The sequence below is a fragment of the Paraburkholderia sp. BL23I1N1 genome (assembly GCF_003610295.1).
In the GTDB taxonomy this organism is placed as follows: domain Bacteria; phylum Pseudomonadota; class Gammaproteobacteria; order Burkholderiales; family Burkholderiaceae; genus Paraburkholderia.
Map to the genome: position 1 here is coordinate 5,325,633 of NZ_RAPV01000001.1, position 17,909 is coordinate 5,343,541.

The 17,909-nt window shown below is 63.3% G+C and carries 12 protein-coding genes and 3 pseudogenes; 8 read left to right on the forward strand and 7 right to left on the reverse strand.

Annotated elements, in window-relative coordinates; genetic code table 11:
- Positions 1–178: 178 nt before the first annotated feature.
- Positions 179–3,511, reverse strand: coding sequence for an autotransporter domain-containing protein (locus tag B0G76_RS24905; protein WP_120294877.1), 3,333 nt, complete (start codon positions 3,509–3,511; stop codon positions 179–181).
- Between the two features lie 342 nt (positions 3,512–3,853).
- On the opposite strand from B0G76_RS24905, the gene B0G76_RS24910 reads away from it, so the two are divergent.
- Positions 3,854–4,909 (forward strand): aldo/keto reductase, encoded by a 1,056-nt coding sequence (locus tag B0G76_RS24910; RefSeq protein ID WP_120294878.1) that lies wholly within the window; start codon positions 3,854–3,856, stop codon positions 4,907–4,909.
- Between the two features lie 142 nt (positions 4,910–5,051).
- Here B0G76_RS24910 and B0G76_RS24915 read toward each other — a convergent pair whose 3' ends face one another.
- The gene (locus B0G76_RS24915; protein WP_120294879.1) at positions 5,052–5,408 is read right to left on the reverse strand and encodes a carboxymuconolactone decarboxylase family protein; all 357 of its coding nucleotides are present in this window, start codon (positions 5,406–5,408) and stop codon (positions 5,052–5,054) included.
- A gap of 117 nt (positions 5,409–5,525) precedes the next feature.
- On the opposite strand from B0G76_RS24915, the gene B0G76_RS24920 reads away from it, so the two are divergent.
- Complete coding sequence (locus B0G76_RS24920) at positions 5,526–6,560, forward strand: AraC family transcriptional regulator (protein WP_120294880.1); 1,035 nt, start codon at positions 5,526–5,528, stop codon at positions 6,558–6,560.
- On the opposite strand, the gene B0G76_RS24925 is transcribed toward B0G76_RS24920, so the two are convergent.
- Positions 6,557–7,126: an aromatic acid exporter family protein gene (locus B0G76_RS24925; RefSeq protein ID WP_120294881.1), complete on the reverse strand. Its 570-nt coding sequence runs from the start codon at positions 7,124–7,126 to the stop codon at positions 6,557–6,559. The two genes, B0G76_RS24920 and B0G76_RS24925, sit on opposite strands and share 4 nt — an antisense overlap.
- A gap of 256 nt (positions 7,127–7,382) precedes the next feature.
- Between B0G76_RS24925 and B0G76_RS24935 the strand changes: the two genes are divergently transcribed.
- Entirely contained in the window at positions 7,383–7,979 is a 597-nt protein-coding gene (locus B0G76_RS24935) for a glycine zipper domain-containing protein (RefSeq protein WP_120294882.1), read from the forward strand.
- 88 nt (positions 7,980–8,067) lie between these two features.
- Here B0G76_RS24935 and tssE read toward each other — a convergent pair whose 3' ends face one another.
- The 3 genes and pseudogenes from tssE to tssD all read right to left on the reverse strand — a co-directional run.
- Positions 8,068–8,490: a type VI secretion system baseplate subunit TssE gene (tssE, locus tag B0G76_RS24940; RefSeq protein WP_120294883.1), complete on the reverse strand. Its 423-nt coding sequence runs from the start codon at positions 8,488–8,490 to the stop codon at positions 8,068–8,070.
- Positions 8,491–8,501: 11 nt separating this feature from the next.
- Positions 8,502–11,116, reverse strand: a pseudogene (locus B0G76_RS24945) (AAA family ATPase).
- Positions 11,117–11,263: 147 nt separating this feature from the next.
- A pseudogene (tssD, locus tag B0G76_RS24950) lies at positions 11,264–11,551 on the reverse strand (type VI secretion system tube protein TssD); the annotation flags it as partial.
- Here tssD and B0G76_RS24955 point away from each other — a divergent pair.
- From B0G76_RS24955 to tssJ, 3 genes and pseudogenes are all read left to right on the forward strand, one after another.
- Positions 11,535–12,490, forward strand: a pseudogene (locus B0G76_RS24955) (type VI secretion system baseplate subunit TssF); the annotation flags it as partial. The pseudogenes tssD and B0G76_RS24955 sit on opposite strands and share 17 nt — an antisense overlap.
- A complete protein-coding gene (gene tssG, locus B0G76_RS24960) occupies positions 12,487–13,602 on the forward strand; it encodes a type VI secretion system baseplate subunit TssG (protein ID WP_120296780.1) in 1,116 nt (371 codons plus the stop codon). The pseudogene B0G76_RS24955 and the gene tssG, both read left to right, overlap by 4 nt.
- A 13-nt stretch (positions 13,603–13,615) precedes the next feature.
- On the forward strand, positions 13,616–14,158 hold the full coding sequence (gene tssJ / locus B0G76_RS24965) for a type VI secretion system lipoprotein TssJ (RefSeq protein ID WP_183082139.1): 543 nt from the start codon (positions 13,616–13,618) through the stop codon (positions 14,156–14,158).
- Positions 14,159–14,317: 159 nt separating this feature from the next.
- Here tssJ and B0G76_RS24970 read toward each other — a convergent pair whose 3' ends face one another.
- The gene (locus B0G76_RS24970; RefSeq protein ID WP_120294884.1) at positions 14,318–14,656 is read right to left on the reverse strand and encodes a BON domain-containing protein; all 339 of its coding nucleotides are present in this window, start codon (positions 14,654–14,656) and stop codon (positions 14,318–14,320) included.
- A 395-nt stretch (positions 14,657–15,051) separates the two neighbouring features.
- Here B0G76_RS24970 and B0G76_RS24975 point away from each other — a divergent pair, with 395 nt between their 5' ends.
- Together B0G76_RS24975 and B0G76_RS24980 are read left to right on the forward strand one after the other, a co-directional pair.
- The gene (locus B0G76_RS24975; RefSeq protein WP_120294885.1) at positions 15,052–16,533 is read left to right on the forward strand and encodes an RNA polymerase factor sigma-54; all 1,482 of its coding nucleotides are present in this window, start codon (positions 15,052–15,054) and stop codon (positions 16,531–16,533) included.
- A gap of 138 nt (positions 16,534–16,671) precedes the next feature.
- Positions 16,672–17,850, forward strand: coding sequence for a pyridoxal phosphate-dependent aminotransferase (locus tag B0G76_RS24980; RefSeq protein WP_120294886.1), 1,179 nt, complete (start codon positions 16,672–16,674; stop codon positions 17,848–17,850).
- Positions 17,851–17,909: the final 59 nt, after the last annotated feature.

Sequence of the window (17,909 nt, forward strand, 5' to 3'; positions counted from 1 at the left end):
CCAGAGGGCGGCAAACGCCCGCCTGTAACGAAGAGAAGCGATCAGTCTGGCAGGTTTTTACCGGCTTTGCCGATGGTCAGGTGGCAAAGGTCGTGTGGAAACCGGCGGCAATAACCGCCGTTAATAACCGCCGACAATAACCGGGCCGGCAGCGCACCCTGTACAGCACGGCGCAAAACTACCAGACCCAGCGCACGCCCGCGTCGCCCGTCACCGTTCTCTGGTGCGCGCCCCCAAGGTTCGTCACCCAGCCGAGCGTGGCGAACACGCTGCCCGACGTGCTGAATTTGCCGACCACGCCCGCGCCGAGTTGCGCCGCGCTTTGCCCGACGCTGCCCGGCAACACGGTCCCGCCGTCGAAGGTGACTTTGTCGTCGGAGCCGAACTCGCGCAGGAAGCTGACGCGCACATAAGGCCGCCAGGCGATCGCGAACGCATCGAGCTGACCTTGCAGGCGCGCACCGATTCGTCCTACGAAAGTATTGCCGCTATTAAAACTGACGCTCGACACGCCATCGTTGAAATCGGATAGCGCGAGGTGCTGCCACACGAGTTGCGCCTGGGGTTCGAGCGTGAGCCCGGCGCCGAGCGGAATCGGCAGGCCGCCTTCGACCGAACCGGTCACCGCGTTGCCGTGCGTCGTCGTGTTAAGGCCGTCGCGCGAGACCGGATCGACGGTCAACGAACTCCCCATCAGCACGGCGTCCGTGTACCAGCCGCCCGGACCGATATGCGTCCAGTAGCCGCCGAGGCTATACGCATTGATCGCGAGGTGGCCCACGGCGAGATTGGGCATGCCGAGCGCGAATCCGTCGACGTCGCCAGTGGCCCGCGCGAAGCCGACGAACAAGCCGTAGTGATTGCGCTGGCCGCTCGCGCTGCGATCCGCGTAAAGGTCCTGCCCGGCCTGGATGCCGTACACGGAGCCGTCGAATTGCGGACTCGCGGCGCCGTCCTGGCTCAGCACGCTATGGCCGCCCCACACGCGGCCCCACGCGGCAGGCAGTTTGCCGCTTTCGCTCAGCAAGGCCTGATCGCCTTGCCGGTCATGAAAGGTATCGATCTGCATCAGGCCGAGTTCACGCGCGACGCCGGGCGCCGCGGCGTAGACCGGTACTTCGACGCGATACAGCGGCGTGGCGGCCGAGCCGGCCGGCGGCGCGGGAGGCAGCGGTGGTGTGCCTTCTGCCGCAAGCGGTACGCCCGCCAATGCAACGGGTGGCTCGCCAGGCGTCGTGACCGGCGGCCCGCCTGGTGTTGTCGTCGCGCTCGGCAGCGGCGCAACCGTATTGCGCAGATACCAGCTTTCCGTCGTACCGCCGCTCACACCGCCTTTGGCGAGGTAATAGGAGTACGCGCCGGCCTTCACCGGCGCGGCCAGCGTGAAAGCGCTCGACGCGGTGGTGGCGCCGTTGGTCGCCTGAATCAGTTGAATGCCGTCCGCTACCGTTTGTGCGCCTTGGCCGCCAACATTCGTGACTTGCAGTCGCGTCGAGCCAGTAGCCGTGCCACCGCTCAGCACGAGACGATCGGACGCCGCGCCGTCGCCGGCGACGACGGTGTTTAGTCCAATGGTGCCGTTCTGTCCGGCATAGTTGCCGGTCACATTCAGGCTATTGCCGACACCCGCGCCGGCAGGGCCACCGATCTGCACGAGTCCGGCATTGACGAGCGAGCCGTTGATCGAAAACGCGCCGTTCCCCCCGCTTGCTAACGACGGCAATGCATTCGCCACCGCGAGCGTGCCGTTGTTCGTGACCGCGCCCGTCACGCTGCCGTAGCCGCCGAGCGTTGCGCCCGCGGCCACCGTGGTGGCGCCGCCGCCGGTCAGCGCGGCGTTGGCATGGGCTGCGTCGCCGATCGCGAGGGTGCCGGCCGCGACCGTGGTCGGGCCGCTATAAGTGCTCACGCCGGTCATCAGCAAGCTGCCGCTGCCGGCTTTCGTCAGGGCGCCGGTCCCGGTGACTGCCTGTGTGAGCGTGGTGTTGAACGCTTGCGTATCGATCGTGCCACCGCCCGCTGCCAGCGTGATCGCACGCGTGCCGGCGAGGTCGAAGCTCGTCGTCAATTGCAGCGCACCGCCGTTGAATGTGACACCGCCCGTGTTCGCTCCGAGCGCATTGTCCGCGCCGACGGCGATCGTGCCTTGATCGATGGTCGTGCCTCCCGAGTAGGTGTTGCCAGTCGCCGCAGCCGGTGCGAGCGTCAACACGCCGGCACCGGTTTTATCGAGCGCGCCCGTGCCGCTGATCGATCCCGCATAGGTGCCCGCAGTATCCTGGGCAAACCGCACGAGTCCGTTGTCGGTGACGTTGGCGGGCAGGTTCTGCGCATTCGCCTGCAAGGTTGCGCCGCTATCGACGAGTGCCGACGCGCTCGCGCCGAGCGTGCCGGTGAGATTGAGCGTGCCGGTCTGCACGTGCGCCAGCGAGAAGGTCCCGCTGCCGGTCCAGTTCCATAACGCGCCTTGCATCTGCAAGGTCTGAAAGTTGGTAAACGCATTCGACGCCGTGCCTGAGCCTTGCAAGGTCACCGTATTCGTTCCCGCGCCGCCATCGGCCGTGCCGTTGATCACGGAGCCGGTTTGCAGGATCAGCGAGTCGTTGCCGTTGCCCATCGTGATGGCGGTGCCGATGCCGCTCTGCACGAGCCCCGCATTGATGATCGTGCTGTTGCCGTTGAGCGTGCGGATGCCGGAGCCGTTCTGGCTGATGATGCTGCCGCCCGCGAGGTTCTGGATCGTCGCCACGAAGCTCGATCCCGCGGTGTTGGAAAACACCGCATCCGAACCGCTGCCGCTCGCGCTGATCGTGCCGCTGTTGGTCAGTTGGTCGTTATTGCCTTGCAGATAAGCGGTTGGACTGGCCGCGCCCGTGGTGGACAGCGTGCCGCTGTTGCTGATGGTGCCGCTGCCGCCCAGAATCGATGCCGCGCGCGCGTTGCTGCCCGAGGTCGTCACCGTGCCGCTGTTGATCAGCGTGTTGTTCAACTGGCCGACGTTCGTTTGTCCCCACGCGGCCGTCATGCCGTATGCGTTGGGGCCGCTGGTCGTGATCGAGCCGCGATTGGTCAGCGTGTTGCCGCTGCCGTTGGCGGCCATGCCGTCGTTGAAGGCGCCGCTCGTGGTGATGACCCCGCCGCTAGCGTTGGTAACCTGATTGCCGTTGCCCACTCCGAGCAGCACGGCGCCGCGCACGGTGCCCGTTCCGCCGCCGCCTGTGAGCGAGAAATTGCCGCTGCCGTTGATCGTGCTGTTCGTGTCGACGCTGAAGACCACCGGGTTGGCGCTGCGCACGAAGCTGCCCGAGGCGGTGCTATCGGCATTGATCGTGACACCGGTGCTGCCGGTTTGCGCGACGACGGCGGCGAGGCCGCTGCCCGTGCAGGTGACTGTGGTATTGCTCGGCGGCGCGGTATTGCTGCACGCGGCCATCGCCGAAGGGGTGAGTGCTTTGGAGAGCAGGACGACGCTACCCAGGCCGATTCCAAACCTTTTCTTCTTCTTCTTCATACGCGCGGTCCTTTTGGTAAAGGCACTACACCATGCGAGCGGAATGGTCCGACTTATACACGTCTTACTGAAACTTTCCAAATGCCCCCGGCATAACTTACGGATGTGTTGCGAATCGCCGACGCTTGCAGGAGACCCGCATGGCGCCTTGCTTGCAGAAGAACAGGTGATTTCTTTGGCCTGTAAAAAATACTGCGGCAACCGCGATGCGAACCGTCAGGAATTTGAAACACGCGTTCGCATCGCGGTTGCCTCGGACTGAAGTCGTGTCCTGTCGAAATTCGCCAGGTGCAGTACTCTGTACGGCTCACCGTTCCACGAATCCACGATGGAGTTTCGACGATGCGATACAACCAGTTAGGCCTTACCGGTGTGTTTGTTTCAGAGCTGTGCCTGGGCACGATGACCTTCGGCGGTGGCGAAGGCATCTGGAAGCAGATTGGCGATCTGCAGCAGGGGGACGCGGAGCGGCTCATTGGCCGGGCGCTCGACGCGGGCATCAATTTCATCGACACGGCCGACGTCTATGCAGAGGGCGTGTCCGAACAGATCACCGGCCAGGCGCTGAAAAACCTTAAAGTGCCGCGCGACAAAGTTGTGATCGCAACCAAAGTATTCGGCGCGACGGCAGAGTTTCCGAACGCGCGCGGGGCCTCGCGTTACCACATCATCGACGGTGTCAAGGCGAGTCTGAAGCGCCTGCAACTCGATCACGTCGACCTGTATCAGATCCACGGTTTCGATCCGGCTACGTCGATCGAAGAAACCGTGCGCGCACTCGATACGCTGGTTCAGCATGGTCACGTGCGTTATGTCGGCGTGTCGAACTGGGCCGCCTGGCAGATCGCCAAGGCGCTGGGCATTTCGGAACGCCTCGGCCTCGCGCGGTTTGAAACGCTACAGGCGTATTACACGCTGGCGGGCCGCGACCTCGAACGCGAACTCGTGCCGATGCTGCACAGCGAAGGTCTTGGGCTGATGGTGTGGAGTCCGCTCGCGGGCGGTTTGCTGAGCGGCAAATATGGGCGTGAGCAGCAGGGCGAGGCAGGCAGCCGCCGTACGACGTTCGATTTTCCGCCGGTCAATCGCGAGCGTGCTTATGACTGCATCGACGTGATGCGCGATATCGCGGAGGTGAAGAAAACCTCTGTGGCGCAGATCGCGCTCGCATGGCTGTTGCATCAACGCGTGGTGACCTCGGTGATCGTCGGGGCGAAGAAAATCGAGCAACTCGACGACAACATTGCCGCCACCGGCGTCACGTTGACCGCCGACGAGCTGGCGAAGCTCGACCAGGTCAGCACGCTCCCGGCCGAGTACCCGGGCTGGATGCTGGAACGTCAGGGCGACGTGCGTCGCAAGCAGCTTGAAGAGGCGCGTTATCCGGTGCAACGCTAGCCGGAAGGTTCTGCGTGCGGTGTGTGGCCGGGAGGTGATGGGCGCCAGGGCAGCGGCGGTGTAGCAGGCCGCCGTAGGCTTGGCGTGCTGCTACACCGAATGCCGTTACACCGCGTGCCACAACAGCGTTACGCTGCGTGCCTCACGCGGCAGACTTGCTGTCCGCTTGATAAGCGGCAACGGCGTCCATGGTGCGTGCCGAGTACACCATCGCGGCGCCGGCGTTCAAGGCCACCGCCACACCGAGCGCTTCGGCGATCTCTTCGCGTGTGGCGCCGTGTTTCAGCGCTTCGGCGGCGTGCACGGTGATACAGCCGTCACAATGCGTGGTCACGGCTACCGCAAGCGAAATCAGCTCACGCGTCTTCGCGCCGAGAAGGTCGGTCTTCTGGCCTGCGCTCGACATCGCTTGATAGCCCTTCACGGTTTCCGGCGACAGCTTCGCGATTTCGCCGATGCGGCCAACCAGTTCCTTACGGTAATCGATCCAGTTCAACATGACAGTGCTCCTTTGGTTGCAGCGAGCCAGCGGGTGCCGGTGTCGTGAGACAAAGTATTGCGCTGTGCCGCGACATCCTGAATACTCGATTCGCTCAACTTTTAGCGCGATCGTCTCATGGACACACTCAGCCGACTGATCGATCTTGCCCGGCCGCAGGCCAGCCTCGATCTGCGCTGCCTGCTCACGGGCGGCTTCGACATCGACCATGCGCCGATGGAGGCGGGTATCGCGCCGTTTCATCTGGTGCTAGGCGGCGCTTGCGTCGTCGAGACAGCGGGGGGCACGCAGGTTGCATTGCACGCAGGGGATTTCATGCTGTTTCCGCGTGGCGCCGCGCATCGGGTGCGCGATGTCGGGCGGGTGGCTGCCGGTGCGCCGCTGACGTTGAGTCATGACGGCATGCTGCCGTTACGCCGCAATGACGGCCGTGATGTTGCCCACCATCACGGCGCCAGCGAAGCGGCCAACGAGGCGCGCGCAAACGTCGAAATCGTCGGAAACGACGGCCATGCGCACAATCCCCCCGTCGGCGCCGATCTCGATCTTTTATGCGGCCGGTTCGTCTACGCGCCCGGGTCTTCCGCGTTGCTGCTCAACGCGCTGCCCGATCCCTTCCATGTGTCGCTCGGCGGCGTGCAAACGCTCGGCGCGTTGCAGACGGTGATCGCATTGATGCGCACCGAAGCCGAGCAACGTCAGCCCGGCGCGCTCGCGATCGTCACCGCATTGAGCCACGCACTCTTCGCGATGGCGTTGCGCGTGCATGGCGAACAGAATGCATCCCGCTCAGGCGTGCTGGCGCTGCTGGCCGATGCGCGTCTCGGCGCTTCTGTACAAGGCATGCTGAGTGCTCCTGAGCGGGCGTGGACGATCGCGGAACTGGGCGAGCTCGCGGCGATGTCCCGCGCAACCTACGCACGTCACTTCAATGAGCGCGCGGGCATGACGGTGATGGACTTTCTTACGCAAATCCGCATGACAATTGCGTGCGATCTGCTGCGACGCACGCAACGCAGCGCGGCGGAGATCGGCGAGGCAGTGGGGTATCAATCGGAAGCCGCGTTCGGCAAGGCGTTTCAGCAGAGCGTCGGCGTGACGCCGGGACGATACCGGCGTCAACTGCCAGAGAGCGATCAGAAAACCGGCTAGGCCTTCTCGGGTCTGCCGAGCCAGCGTTTTTCGATCCACGACATGATCACGGTCACCAGCAACGCACAGACCGTGCCCAGCGTGACTTCGCCGAGGCGCAGCAGGGCCTTGTCCCATGGCGAACCGACGCCCGGCACCAACAGCATGATGGTCGCGGTAATGCCGCCCAGACGTGCGGCGCTGCCCACGTTCACGACCCAGCAAATCACGATTGCCACAGCAACGGTGGCCCCGTAAGCCGCGAGACTGCCAGCACCGAGCGTTGCGCCGACGAGACCGCAGACGCCCCCGACCATCGCGCCGATGAACTGATCACGCGAGAGTTTGCGGGTGTCGATATAACTATGCTGGCTGACTGCGATCGCCGTAATCGCGGCCCAGAAGGCCTGCTCGGTATGCAACCAGCGGCCGATCGCGAAAGCGAGGCTTGCGCCGGCCACCGCCTGCGCGGCCATCACGCCGCCTTCCGCCAGCCGGTCGCGAAGCGGGAGCGACTTGAGAAAAGTAAACAGCGAGTCGGCGGCGTTCGTCCGCGCTGCACGTCTTGAGTCGTCGGGAGCGGTCATCGGAGGGGAAAGGGCCTGTCGCAGCATGAAAGACCCGTATTCTAGCGGTGGAAACACTCGACCAGAACGGCGGCGAAGGCGTAGTGTTGCAGGGTGGACTGTTCGGAGGGGAAGGCATGGAAACCGATCGCGGCGCCACCGCGTAATTCGGGGGCATTCCAACTGTCCGTCCACCTGCCGCATGCGCGTATTTTTAACGCGATGCTGTGCAGCGGCAGGGTCCGCAAAACGCGATTCAACGATGTAAGGAGGCCTTATGTCACTCATCGTCGCAGCACGGTTTACGACTTTCCCCGCCGCTGAAGATGCGGCGCAAAAGCTCTTCAATGAAGGTTTCGTCGAAGAAGACGTGACGCTGTTTTTCGTCAATCCGCGCGGCCAGCACGCGCGTTTTGCGACCGGCGGCGATACCCATAGCGAGCCGGGCGCAAGGGAAGCGCCGAAGGGGTACCACAGGATGGGCGTCACTATTGGTGCGGTGGCGGGCGCGGTAGTCGGCGTTGCGATTTTCGCGGCATTCTCGGCGTCTCTACCGGTGTTGCTGATTGCGGCTGGCGTCGGTGCTTACCTTGGCTCGTGGGTCGGGGCGATGGCGCGCGCTCGCGAAGGCGGCCATGTCGGCCACCATTTGCCATTTCATGAAGAAATGCGCGCTTCCGGCGTGCTGGTAGCCGTGCATGTGTCGCCCGACAATCAACTCGACGCCGCTCGCGTTTTACGCGAAGCAGGGGGCGCGGCAATCGAACGGGCGAGCGGGCGCTGGCAACAAGGGCGCTGGGCCGACTTCGATCCACGCAAAACGCCCGAGCCGCTCAATGAATTCAGCAACGAATTCAGCGAGAAGCATGCTTGAGCGAGGGGATAGCTTGCGTGTGGATGTGGATGCGACAGACGGCAAAACGGCCCGGCGCAAGTCGGGCTCGATGCCTGAGCGGCCGATTTCAGCGTTCCGCCTGAATCCGCTGTACCCGCATCCGGCCCGGCGGCTCGAAGTATGTTCCGAACCGCACCAGTCCGGCTTTCTTCAGATGACACGTCATTTCGTAGCTCACCAGGACGCCGGGGTCAGGATTGTCGATGTATTCCACGTCGATTGACCGGATTCGCGGTTCGTACACCAGCAATGTCGCCTCCATCTGTTGCTTGAGCAAATGGGCCGAAGCGGGTAGCGCTTTGTAGATATTCGTGAGATCCGGGAGTCCGTAGTCCGGCAGGTGCTTGAGCGCGCCGGCCCGCGCGTTGAGAATGCGACGGATGTTCTGCTGAATGCTCAGTATCTCGAGTGTCCTGTCGTCGTAAGCATCCAGCGGCTCGCCACCGATCTGGCCGAGCAGCTTGTCGTACAGGGAAGGGCCGGCTGGCATCGGGTTCTCCGTCAGGTACCGGCCGTAACCGGATCGTTAGCGACTGCATTGGCAGGCGACGATTTGTCGAGGCGATCGATGAAGTCAATCACGAGACGCTCGTTCTGCGACGTCCCGGGCGACATCGACAGGTGAATTTCTGCTGGCAGCAAGCCTTCAGCACTCCGTGCCAGGAGTTCACGCGACACGGAGGGAAGAATGCGCTCGTTGAGGAACGCATCGACGCTGCGCGCGCCGGATTCCCGTGCGAGGCACAACTGCGCGAGCGATCCGGTCAACGCGTCGTCGCAGACGAGCACGACGTCGTAAAGACGACGCAGACGTTCGGCGATCTTCGCAACCTTCAGTCGCACGATCGACGCGAGTGCCGTGGCGTCGAGCGGCCGGTAGACCAGCGTCTGGAACCGGGCAGGCAGCGCGGGCTGGAAATGCGCGACAAGCTGCGGGTGAATCGCGTCGAGAAGTGCCGCCTGCGAAATGCCGGGGTTCTCCGTCGTGGCCTCGTCGATCTGCGCGCTGCCGAGATTGGACGTCATCAGGATTACGCAATTGCGGAAGTCGATCTCACGGCCTTCGCCGTCGCGCATCGTGCCGCGATCGAACACCTGATAGAACATATCGAGTACGTCACGGTGTGCTTTCTCAACTTCGTCGAGCAATACGACGCTATAGGGCCGCTGCCGGACGGCCTCGGTCAGAATTCCGCCGCGGCCGTAGCCGACATAACCCGGAGGCGCCCCCTTCAGTTGAGAAACGGTATGAGCCTCCTGATACTCCGACATATTGATTGTTGTCAGCGCGGCTTCGCCGCCAAACAGCAGGTCCGCAAGCGCGAGTGCCGTTTCGGTTTTGCCTCTCAGCCCGGTCAGTTCGTCCTCGAGCAGATTGCCAACCGGCACGCCGGTCCACTCGGCCACCACGCGGGCGATGGCCTGTCCATCCACATCGATAAAGACCAGGGGCGTCTTTCGCTGTGCGTCGATTACCGCCTGCCTGGCGATAGCGAGCGCGTCATTGCCATCGCACGATGCTTCCCCTTCAACACCGCGTTGACCAGTTCAAGCTCGTGTGTGTAGCGTTGTTGCAGCGCATCACGTTCCGCACGCGCATCGGTTACCGCGGCCTGCAGGGCATCATGCCGCTCCTGCAGGTTCGGCGCACCGGCCCGCTGGTCTGCGGCGAGCGTGCTGATTTTCAGTTCGAGTGCGGCGACCGTAGCGCCGGCTCGCTGGAGCTCAACGGGGGGCGATTCCAGCCCCATGCGCACCCGCGCAGCGGCAGTGTCGATCAGATCGACTGCCTTGTCGGGGAGTTGGCGGGCCGGGATATAGCGGCGTGACAGTTTGACCGCCGCCGTGATGGCCTCATCGAGGATGTGTACGCCGTGGTGTTTCGCGTAGCGACTTGCCAACCCCCGGAGCATCAGGCATGCGGCGGTGTCATCCGGCTCGTCGACTTTGATTACCTGGAAGCGCCGTTCAAGCGCCGCGTCGCGCTCGAAATATTCCTTGTACTCGGACCAGGTGGTTGCGGCGATCGTGCGCAGTTCGCCGCGCGCAAGGGCGCGCTTCAGGAGGTTCGCCGCATCGGCGCCGCCGGTCGCGTTGCCGGCGCCGATCAGCGTGTGCGCCTCGTCGATAAAGAGCAGTACCGGTACATCCGACTGCTGCACTTCGTCGATCACGTTTTTCAGGCGCTGCCCGAATTCCCCCTTTACACCGGCGCCTGCCTGCAGCAGGCCCAGGTCGAGCGTCAATATGCGTACGTCGCGGATCACGTCTGGCACGGATCCCTCTGCGACGCGGAGCGCCAGGCCTTCGACGAGGGCGGTTTTGCCCACGCCCGGCTCGCCGACCAGGATCGGATTGTTCTTGCGACGCCGCGCGAGTACGTCCACAACCTGCTGGATTTCGCGATCCCGTCCGAATACCGGATCGATTTCGCCGCGCTGTGCCTTTGCCGTCAGGTCGATGGCGAAGCGGGCGAGGGCCTCGCCGTCTGGATGCATCGTGCGCGGTCGGGAGGGCGGTTTCGTGGATTTGTTCGGAGCGGTTTCGTTTTCTGTGCCGCTCGTCTGCTCGGGTTCGAGCGTATTGCTGTCGGGTGTTCCAGGCGGCGTATCGTCATGGGCTTCGACCGATTGCCGGTCGATCACAGCGGCGAGCCGCTGGATCTGTGCCGCACTGATGGACAGGAGCGGCCACGCGTCGGTGGCGCGCATGCAGTGGGGGGCGTCCACCAGCGCCTGCAATACGTGGCTCGAACGTATCGTGGGCATATCGCCGACGGCGGATGCGTGAAACCATGCGCCCTCCAGCACCTCGGCGAGCGAGCGCGACAGGGCAGGCTTGCCGCGCAACTCGCGTGGCAGACGTTCGAGCGAGGCAAGCAACGCATCCCACACCGTGTCGATGTCGATTTCGTAGTGTCGCAGGATCGCCGGGATATCCCCGTCGCCGCGCTCGATCAGTTTTAGCAACCAGTGTTCAGGCGTAATTTCGCCGTGCAGGCGTGCGTTGCACAGACTGGCTGCGTCGGCCAGCACGCTTGCGCAGTGCGGGTTGAGCTTGCGAAGCAGATGCGTGGAGTCCCGCGGGGACTTCCTTGGGTCGTCGCGCAGCGTCATGGTCGTCACGAAAAAAGAGAGAGCCCGGAGCGTGCGCGGCCCCGGGATGTGAAGAAGCGCCAGCACCACAGGGTGGGCTGGCGAAAGGAGGCGGACGAGCACCTGATGCGGGGGATCAGGAGGCGTGTGCCAGTCTTTCAGAGAACCTTACGAGCGTTCGTTCCAGCTGTCGGCGTGAATGATGTTGCCATCCTTGTACGACCACGTAATTTTTTCGTAGCGCAATTCGATTTCTTCGAGGTGGTTGTGCTTTTCAAATGCCGGGTTCTTGATGTCGAGCATCTTCGGCTTGACCAACACGACCTTTACGTTGTCGAGCTTCGTGTTGAAGTATTCCTTTTCCTTGCCCGCATCATCGATCTTGTACCACTTGATCTCGATCGACTTCAGCGTCTGGCCGCTCGTCACCGCCTTGTACAGGTACCAGTTGCTGCTCGAATACTTCGTGTTTCGCGAGAAATTCCTGTTCGTTGATCTGTGCGGTCTGGACCTGGCAAAACTGCCAGCGAACGTGTTCAGCTTCGAACTGGAAATCCTGCTCAAGCACGCTTACCCCTCCGACCAGCGCTTCGCGGCGGAGAACGTGCGGCTCTTTTGCACGCCGGTCATCAACCTGTTTCCGCTCGACGCCGAGCCGATCGACGTCAACCATCACGAGACGGAATACCGGGTCGTGGCCGCCGGCCACCAGGGGGCAACGTCGAAACCTACTCGGTCGACGCGATCGAGTCGTTCGATCATGCCAATGCACAGCGTTACGAGTATGTGCCGTTCGCGACGTTCCGGCATCGCGGCGGGATGCTGCGCCATGAGGCACCAGAGCGGTACTTCCATACGCGCGTAAGGCAGGGCGTGACAGGCCTGCATGACACGTGGCTCATCCTTGGCGGCCACGCGTGGGAGTCAATGGAGGATCTGCCAGCGGAAAACCTGTCGCTACGCGTCACGGGCACGAACGGCATGCTGCCGAGAAAGGGGTTGCGCGAAGCGAACATCAACGAACTGTGCGAGAGCACGCCGAATGTGTCGGCCGTGCGCAATCTGGCGGCGCCGACGCTGCCGCTTTATCCACCCACCGGCGACCGCTTCCAGTGGCGTGTGCTCTCGCACCTCGCGGGCATCCTGCATGTGTCGGAGGAACTGCTCGAAGAGGTGTCGGGCGGTTCGGTCGAACGGGGTGTGCTGATCGAGGTCACGCTCGACAGCCACGCATTCGCGGGCGAAGGCGACGTGATGCTGTTCGGTGAACTGCTGCACCGGTTCTTCGCGCTGTATGCGGAAATCAACCTGTTCACGAAGCTCGCGATCGTGAGCCTGCCGTCGCAGCAACGCACTGAATGGCCGCGCAGCAAGGCGCTGCGCTCCCCGCTATGAAGCCGAGCGAGCTGCCCAACCTGGAGCCGCTGGTCGCATCGCTGCTTGCACGCGCGCCGATGATGAACTTCATGCAGTTATGCCAATTGCTCGAAGTGCGCGTACCTGAACGCCCCGGCTTCGGTACGCGGGACACGCCGGAGCACGAGCCCGTGAGATTCCGTCCGCGCGCTCGCGTTGGTTTTCCGGCGGGCGAAATCGCCTCGGTCGAGTTTGGCGAGCAGGGCGTCACGAACGGACCCAACGGACTCATCGCCCCGCCGACCGTGTACACGACATTCATGGGCCTGTACGGCGTGGACGCAGCCATGCCCTCGCACATGATCGACGACATCGTGCTACGAACGGAAGGGCACGAAGCGCTCGAAGCGTTTCTCGACCAGTTCAATCACCGGTTTGTCACGCTGCTGTTTCGCGCGTGGAAAAAGTACCGCTATCCGATCGGCTTTCGTCCGGGCGGCACCGACGCGCATTCGCGCAAGCTGCTGTCTCTGGCGGGTTTCGGCTGGGGCGAGAAGCCGGCGCGCGCCGGGTTGCCCGACTCGCGTGTACTCGCGTTGCTAGGGTTGCTGATCCAGCGCACGCGCACGCCTGAAGGTCTTGCCGGAGTCGTCGCACTGGCCGCGCCCGGCGTCGATGTTCGTGTCGACGAGTTCTTCCCGACCCTCAAGGGCGCCGGACGACCTCAACCGCTCACGTCTGTGGGCCGTGCCGACGGCGCACAGGGTGAGGACAGGCGCCGTGGCCTCGGTGGCGGCTACGTGCTCGGCACGCGCCTCGTGTATCGGAGCCGTGCCGCCCGCGTGACTTTGCGGCCGGCGAGTGCGCAACAGGCCCACGACCTGTTGCCCGGCGCGTGGCTGCACCGCGAGCTGATGGCCTTTATCCGTCTATACGCGGGCACCAAGGCCGATGTGTTCCTGCGCATGGAAGTATCGTCGCGAATAGCCCCTGCGCCGAAAATCGGCGTGGCGCACGAAGGTCCGTTGCCGCGTCTTGCCTGGACCACCGTCCTGCCTTCAGACGACGAACGTCTGATCACCATTGCGCTCGGTTCTTATGAAGCGTTTCCGGCACCGGGGCCAAACCCATTCCTCGCGTCGCCTGCCTGATTCTGGAGTCTCAATGCCCATCCGCTCGACCACCTTAACCGTGACCCTTCTTGCCGCCAGCCTGATGCTCAGCGCATGTGGCGCATGGCAGACCGTGTCGGACTCGACCTCGAGCGCGTATCACGCCGTCTTCTACAAACAGGTCAAAGTGCTGAACGTCGACCTGACCGCGCGCGCCTCGGTCAATCCCGACGAAGCGAAGCGATCGACGTCAGTCGCCGTGCGTGTGTACCAGCTCAAGGATCGCAAGCTCTTCGACAAGGCGTCGCATGACGATCTGCTGAAGAACGACAAAACCGTTCTCGCGCAGGATCTGCAGGCCAGCATTGCGACGGTAGTCAATCCCGGCGCTTCCGCAAGCGTGTCGCAGCCGATGCAGCCCGACACGGAATACGTCGGTATCGTCGCGTTCTACCGGGACCCGGATTCGAACGGGGCCTGGCGTCGTGTCGTTCCAAAGAAAACGCTCTCCGCCGATGCGCCGCTCAAACTGGAACTCCTTGCTAACGAACTGGCCGCTCCCGCTGACGAACCACGTGTGAGGGCGGTTCAATGAAGCCCATCAACACCATTCGTCAAACTGAAAGCCGCTGAGGTACTTGTCGCAAAGAGACTTTACGTCGCGCATCTTGCGCTGTACCTGCAACTGTACCAACCGATGTCCCAGCAAAAAGAGCCGGCCGAAGCCGACTCTCTTCTATCGGACCGCCAGCGCCTATTCCGCCGCGACCTTCAAATGGTTCTTCACGCTGGACACGCCATCGACGCCTTTTACGACTTCTTCCGCGGCGGCCTTGTCGTCCGCCGTCGGCACGGAGCCCGTGAGCCACACCACGCCCTTGCGGGTCTTCACGTGAATGTGGGTCGACTTGACGTTCTTCGCGCTGAGCAATTCGGCCTTGGCTTTGGTGGTGATGGTGCCGTCGTCGATGTGCTGGCCGACGGTTTCGGATGCTGCCGAGGGGGCCGACGTGCTGGTCTGCGCCGTCGCGTTCAGCGCGAATGCGACACAAGCGATGCTGCCTGCGGTCTTCAGAAGTTGGATCGTCTTCATAGGTTCTCCTTTGGATAGTGATGAAAGATGCGGTCCTGTTGCCTGCGGTCGATCGATTCGCGTATCAAGACCCAGGTCCGTCCACATCGTGCTGGTCCGCAAGGCACGTGCCCAGCGCGCCGTACGGCTGCCCCGATGGCGGGAAAAGCTGTTACGCCTTATGCATTTAGCTGAGGAATAGCGGGGAGAGGAGGGGCCGGCGCGCGATACGGCAGTCTGTAAGGCTCGCGACCGGAAATTGCCGGGTCCTTGTAAAAATGGGCTTCGCGGGCTGCGCAAACGGCGGCCCTGAAACGGCAAAGCTGAGAAAAAACAGCGTGTTGGGCGAGTTGGTATGACAGTTGCTCTATCGAGGCCACGCACCCTTTCTTAGCTATTAACGGGACCTCACTACAATGCCGTCAATTGAACTACGCACAAGGCAGTCTCTCGCACTCACGCCGCGTCTGCAGCAATCGGTGCGTCTGTTGCAGTTGTCGTCACTGGAGTTCCAGCAGGAGTTGCGCACTGCGCTCGACACCAATCCGTTCCTCGAGTACGACTCGACAGACACGGAAGACGTCGCGCTCGCCACCACCACGCAGGGTGATGACACTGGCGTGACGCTCGCCACGGACACGGTTGCCGCAGCCGAACCTGTATCGTCGCCGGCTGAAGCCAGCGGCGGCGACCCGATGGAGAGCGCGGGGCAGGACGATATGCCCGGCGATTTTTCGGGTGATTACGGTAGCCGCGGTTCGATGCGCCAGAACGGCGATGCCGACAGTAACGATCCCGCCGAATGGGCGCGCGCCCAGCCGACCTTGCGCGAGCAGTTGCACGATTCATTGCGTCTGTATCGGCTCGATGACCGTGACCGGGCAGTGGCCCGCTTCATCATCGAGGCGCTCGACGACGATGGCTATCTGCGTCAGGATCTCTGCGATCTTGCGGGTAGCGTCGATCTCGACCCCGAACTGACCGAAGAAGAATTGCTGGTGGCGTTGCGCCTCGTGCAATCGCTCGATCGCCCCGGTCTCGGCGCTCGCTCGCTGTCCGAGTGTTTGTCGCTGCAAGTCAATGCCTTACCCGCCGACACGCCGGGACGCGATGTGGCGCGGCAAATCGTCGAGCATCATCTCGAACGGCTCGCGCGCCGCGAACAGGCTGAACTGCAAAAGCAGATCGGCTGCGGCGCCGAAGAACTGCGGGTAGCCTGCGCACTCGTGCGCAAGCTTGATCCGAAGCCGGGTAACAACTACGGCCGCACCGACGACAACTACGTGGTGCCGGACGTGATCGTGCGTCAGGTGCGCAACAAATGGGTGGTGACGATCAATCCCGCCGTGCAGCCGCGCGCGCGCATTCATCGCATGTACGCCGAGCTGTTCGCGCAGTCGGCCGGTGCAAGCCGCTCGCCGCTAGCGCAGCAATTGCAGGAAGCGCGCTGGCTGATCCGCAATGCGCAGCAGCGCTTCGATACGATTCAGCGCGTGGCCGAATGCATCGTCGCGTATCAGAAGGCCTTTTTCCAATACGGTGAAATCGCGCTCAAACCGATGGTGCTGCGCGATGTGGCCGAAGAACTCGGTCTGCACGAGTCCACCATCTCGCGCGCGACCGGCAACAAATATATGGCCACGCCACGCGGCATTTTCGAGTTCAAGCACTTCTTCCCGCGAGAGCTCGGCACGGAAAGTGGCGGCACCTGTTCGGCCGCCGCTGTGCGCGCGCTGCTCAAGGAAATGATCGCCGCGGAGAACACGCGCGATCCGCTATCGGATGTGACGCTCGCGAGGATGCTGGCGGATCAGGGGGTGCTGGTGGCACGACGCACGGTGGCGAAATACCGCCATCTGATGAAGGTGCCGCCGGCCGAACTGCGCCGCCAGATTTAAACGGATTTCTCCCTCGTTGAAGCGGGGCTGTATCGAAGAGTCACGCGAGACCACGCGCTCGTGTGACTCTTTTTCGTATCTGGACGTTTCGTGCGTGCCCCATTACATTGGCGGCTCAAGTCGAAACGGGATACGTCCATGAAGTATTCGAATCTGGTCGAGCGTTTGCAAGGCAGGCGCACGTCGGCGTGGGAAATCCATCGTGTCGCCCAACAGGCGCTCGCCAATGGCGAAGACGTGATTGTGCTGAGCGTGGGCGACCCCGACTTCGCGACGCCCGCGCCGATCGTCGAGTGCGCAATCGAGGCATTGCGTGGCGGCGATACGCATTACAGCGCCGTGTCGGGGCGAGACCCGCTGCGTGCGGCAATTGCCGAAGAACACACGCGGACCGCCGGTTGCACCGCGAGCGCGGCCAACGTGATCCTGACGGCGGGGGCGCAGAACGGCGTGTTCGCCACCTCGCTGTGCCTGCTGGAAGTGGGCGACGAAGTGATCGTCCCCGAGCCGATGTATCTGACATACGAGGCCTGTGTGCGCGCTGCGGGTGCCACGCTCGTGCCGGTGCCGGTCGATCCCGCGCGAGCGTTTCACCTCGACTGCGACGCACTCGAAGCGGCGATCACGCCGCGCACTCAGGCTATTTTCTTCGCCACGCCCTGCAATCCGACCGGCGTGGTGATGCCGCGCGCCGACCTCGAGCGCATCGCGCAGCTTGCCTGCAAGCATGACCTTTGGGTGCTGTCCGACGAGGTTTATGCGGATCTCACCTTCGAACGCGAGCACGTTAGCATCGCCGCGTTGCCGGGCATGGCGGAGCGCACGGTGACGCTCGGCAGCCTGTCGAAATCGCATGCCATGGCGGGGTGGCGCGTGGGCTGGGCGATCGGACCAGCCACGCTGATCGAGCATATGGGGCGGCTCGCGCTGGCTATGCTTTATGGGTTGCCGGGCTTCATCCAGCAGGCTGCTTTGGCGGCCGTGCGGAACAAGGCGCCGATCGTCGCGGAGATGCGCGAGATTTACCGGCGCCGCCGCGACGTGGTGTTCGAACGCCTGCACCGCGTGGCGGGTTTGCGCTGTCTGTTGCCGGAAGCCGGCATGTTCATGATGGTCGACGTCAGCGGCACGGGTCTCGACACGGTTGATTTCACCTGGCAACTGTTTCACGCACAAGGCGTGTCGCTGCTCGACGCCAGCGCATTCGGCGAAACCGCGAATGGCTTCGTCCGGCTGGGTTTCGTCGTTGACGAAGCGAGCCTGATCGATGCGTGCGAACGGATTGCCGCATTCGTCGGCGGATTGAAACGCGCTTAGGCGTGTGTCCGGCGGCGGTCGAAACGAGCGGCGTCAACCGTCAACGATTTGACAATCAT

Coding starts and splice junctions, on each gene's coding strand:
- B0G76_RS24905 (WP_120294877.1), bottom strand. CDS start 3,511: ATGAAGAAGAAGAAGAAAAGGTTTGGAATCGGCCTGGGTAGCGTCGTC.
- B0G76_RS24910 (WP_120294878.1), top strand. CDS start 3,854: ATGCGATACAACCAGTTAGGCCTTACCGGTGTGTTTGTTTCAGAGCTG.
- B0G76_RS24915 (WP_120294879.1), bottom strand. CDS start 5,408: ATGTTGAACTGGATCGATTACCGTAAGGAACTGGTTGGCCGCATCGGC.
- B0G76_RS24920 (WP_120294880.1), top strand. CDS start 5,526: ATGGACACACTCAGCCGACTGATCGATCTTGCCCGGCCGCAGGCCAGC.
- B0G76_RS24925 (WP_120294881.1), bottom strand. CDS start 7,126: ATGACCGCTCCCGACGACTCAAGACGTGCAGCGCGGACGAACGCCGCC.
- B0G76_RS24935 (WP_120294882.1), top strand. CDS start 7,383: ATGTCACTCATCGTCGCAGCACGGTTTACGACTTTCCCCGCCGCTGAA.
- tssE (WP_120294883.1), bottom strand. CDS start 8,490: ATGCCAGCCGGCCCTTCCCTGTACGACAAGCTGCTCGGCCAGATCGGT.
- tssG (WP_120296780.1), top strand. CDS start 12,487: ATGAAGCCGAGCGAGCTGCCCAACCTGGAGCCGCTGGTCGCATCGCTG.
- tssJ (WP_183082139.1), top strand. CDS start 13,616: ATGCCCATCCGCTCGACCACCTTAACCGTGACCCTTCTTGCCGCCAGC.
- B0G76_RS24970 (WP_120294884.1), bottom strand. CDS start 14,656: ATGAAGACGATCCAACTTCTGAAGACCGCAGGCAGCATCGCTTGTGTC.
- B0G76_RS24975 (WP_120294885.1), top strand. CDS start 15,052: ATGCCGTCAATTGAACTACGCACAAGGCAGTCTCTCGCACTCACGCCG.
- B0G76_RS24980 (WP_120294886.1), top strand. CDS start 16,672: ATGAAGTATTCGAATCTGGTCGAGCGTTTGCAAGGCAGGCGCACGTCG.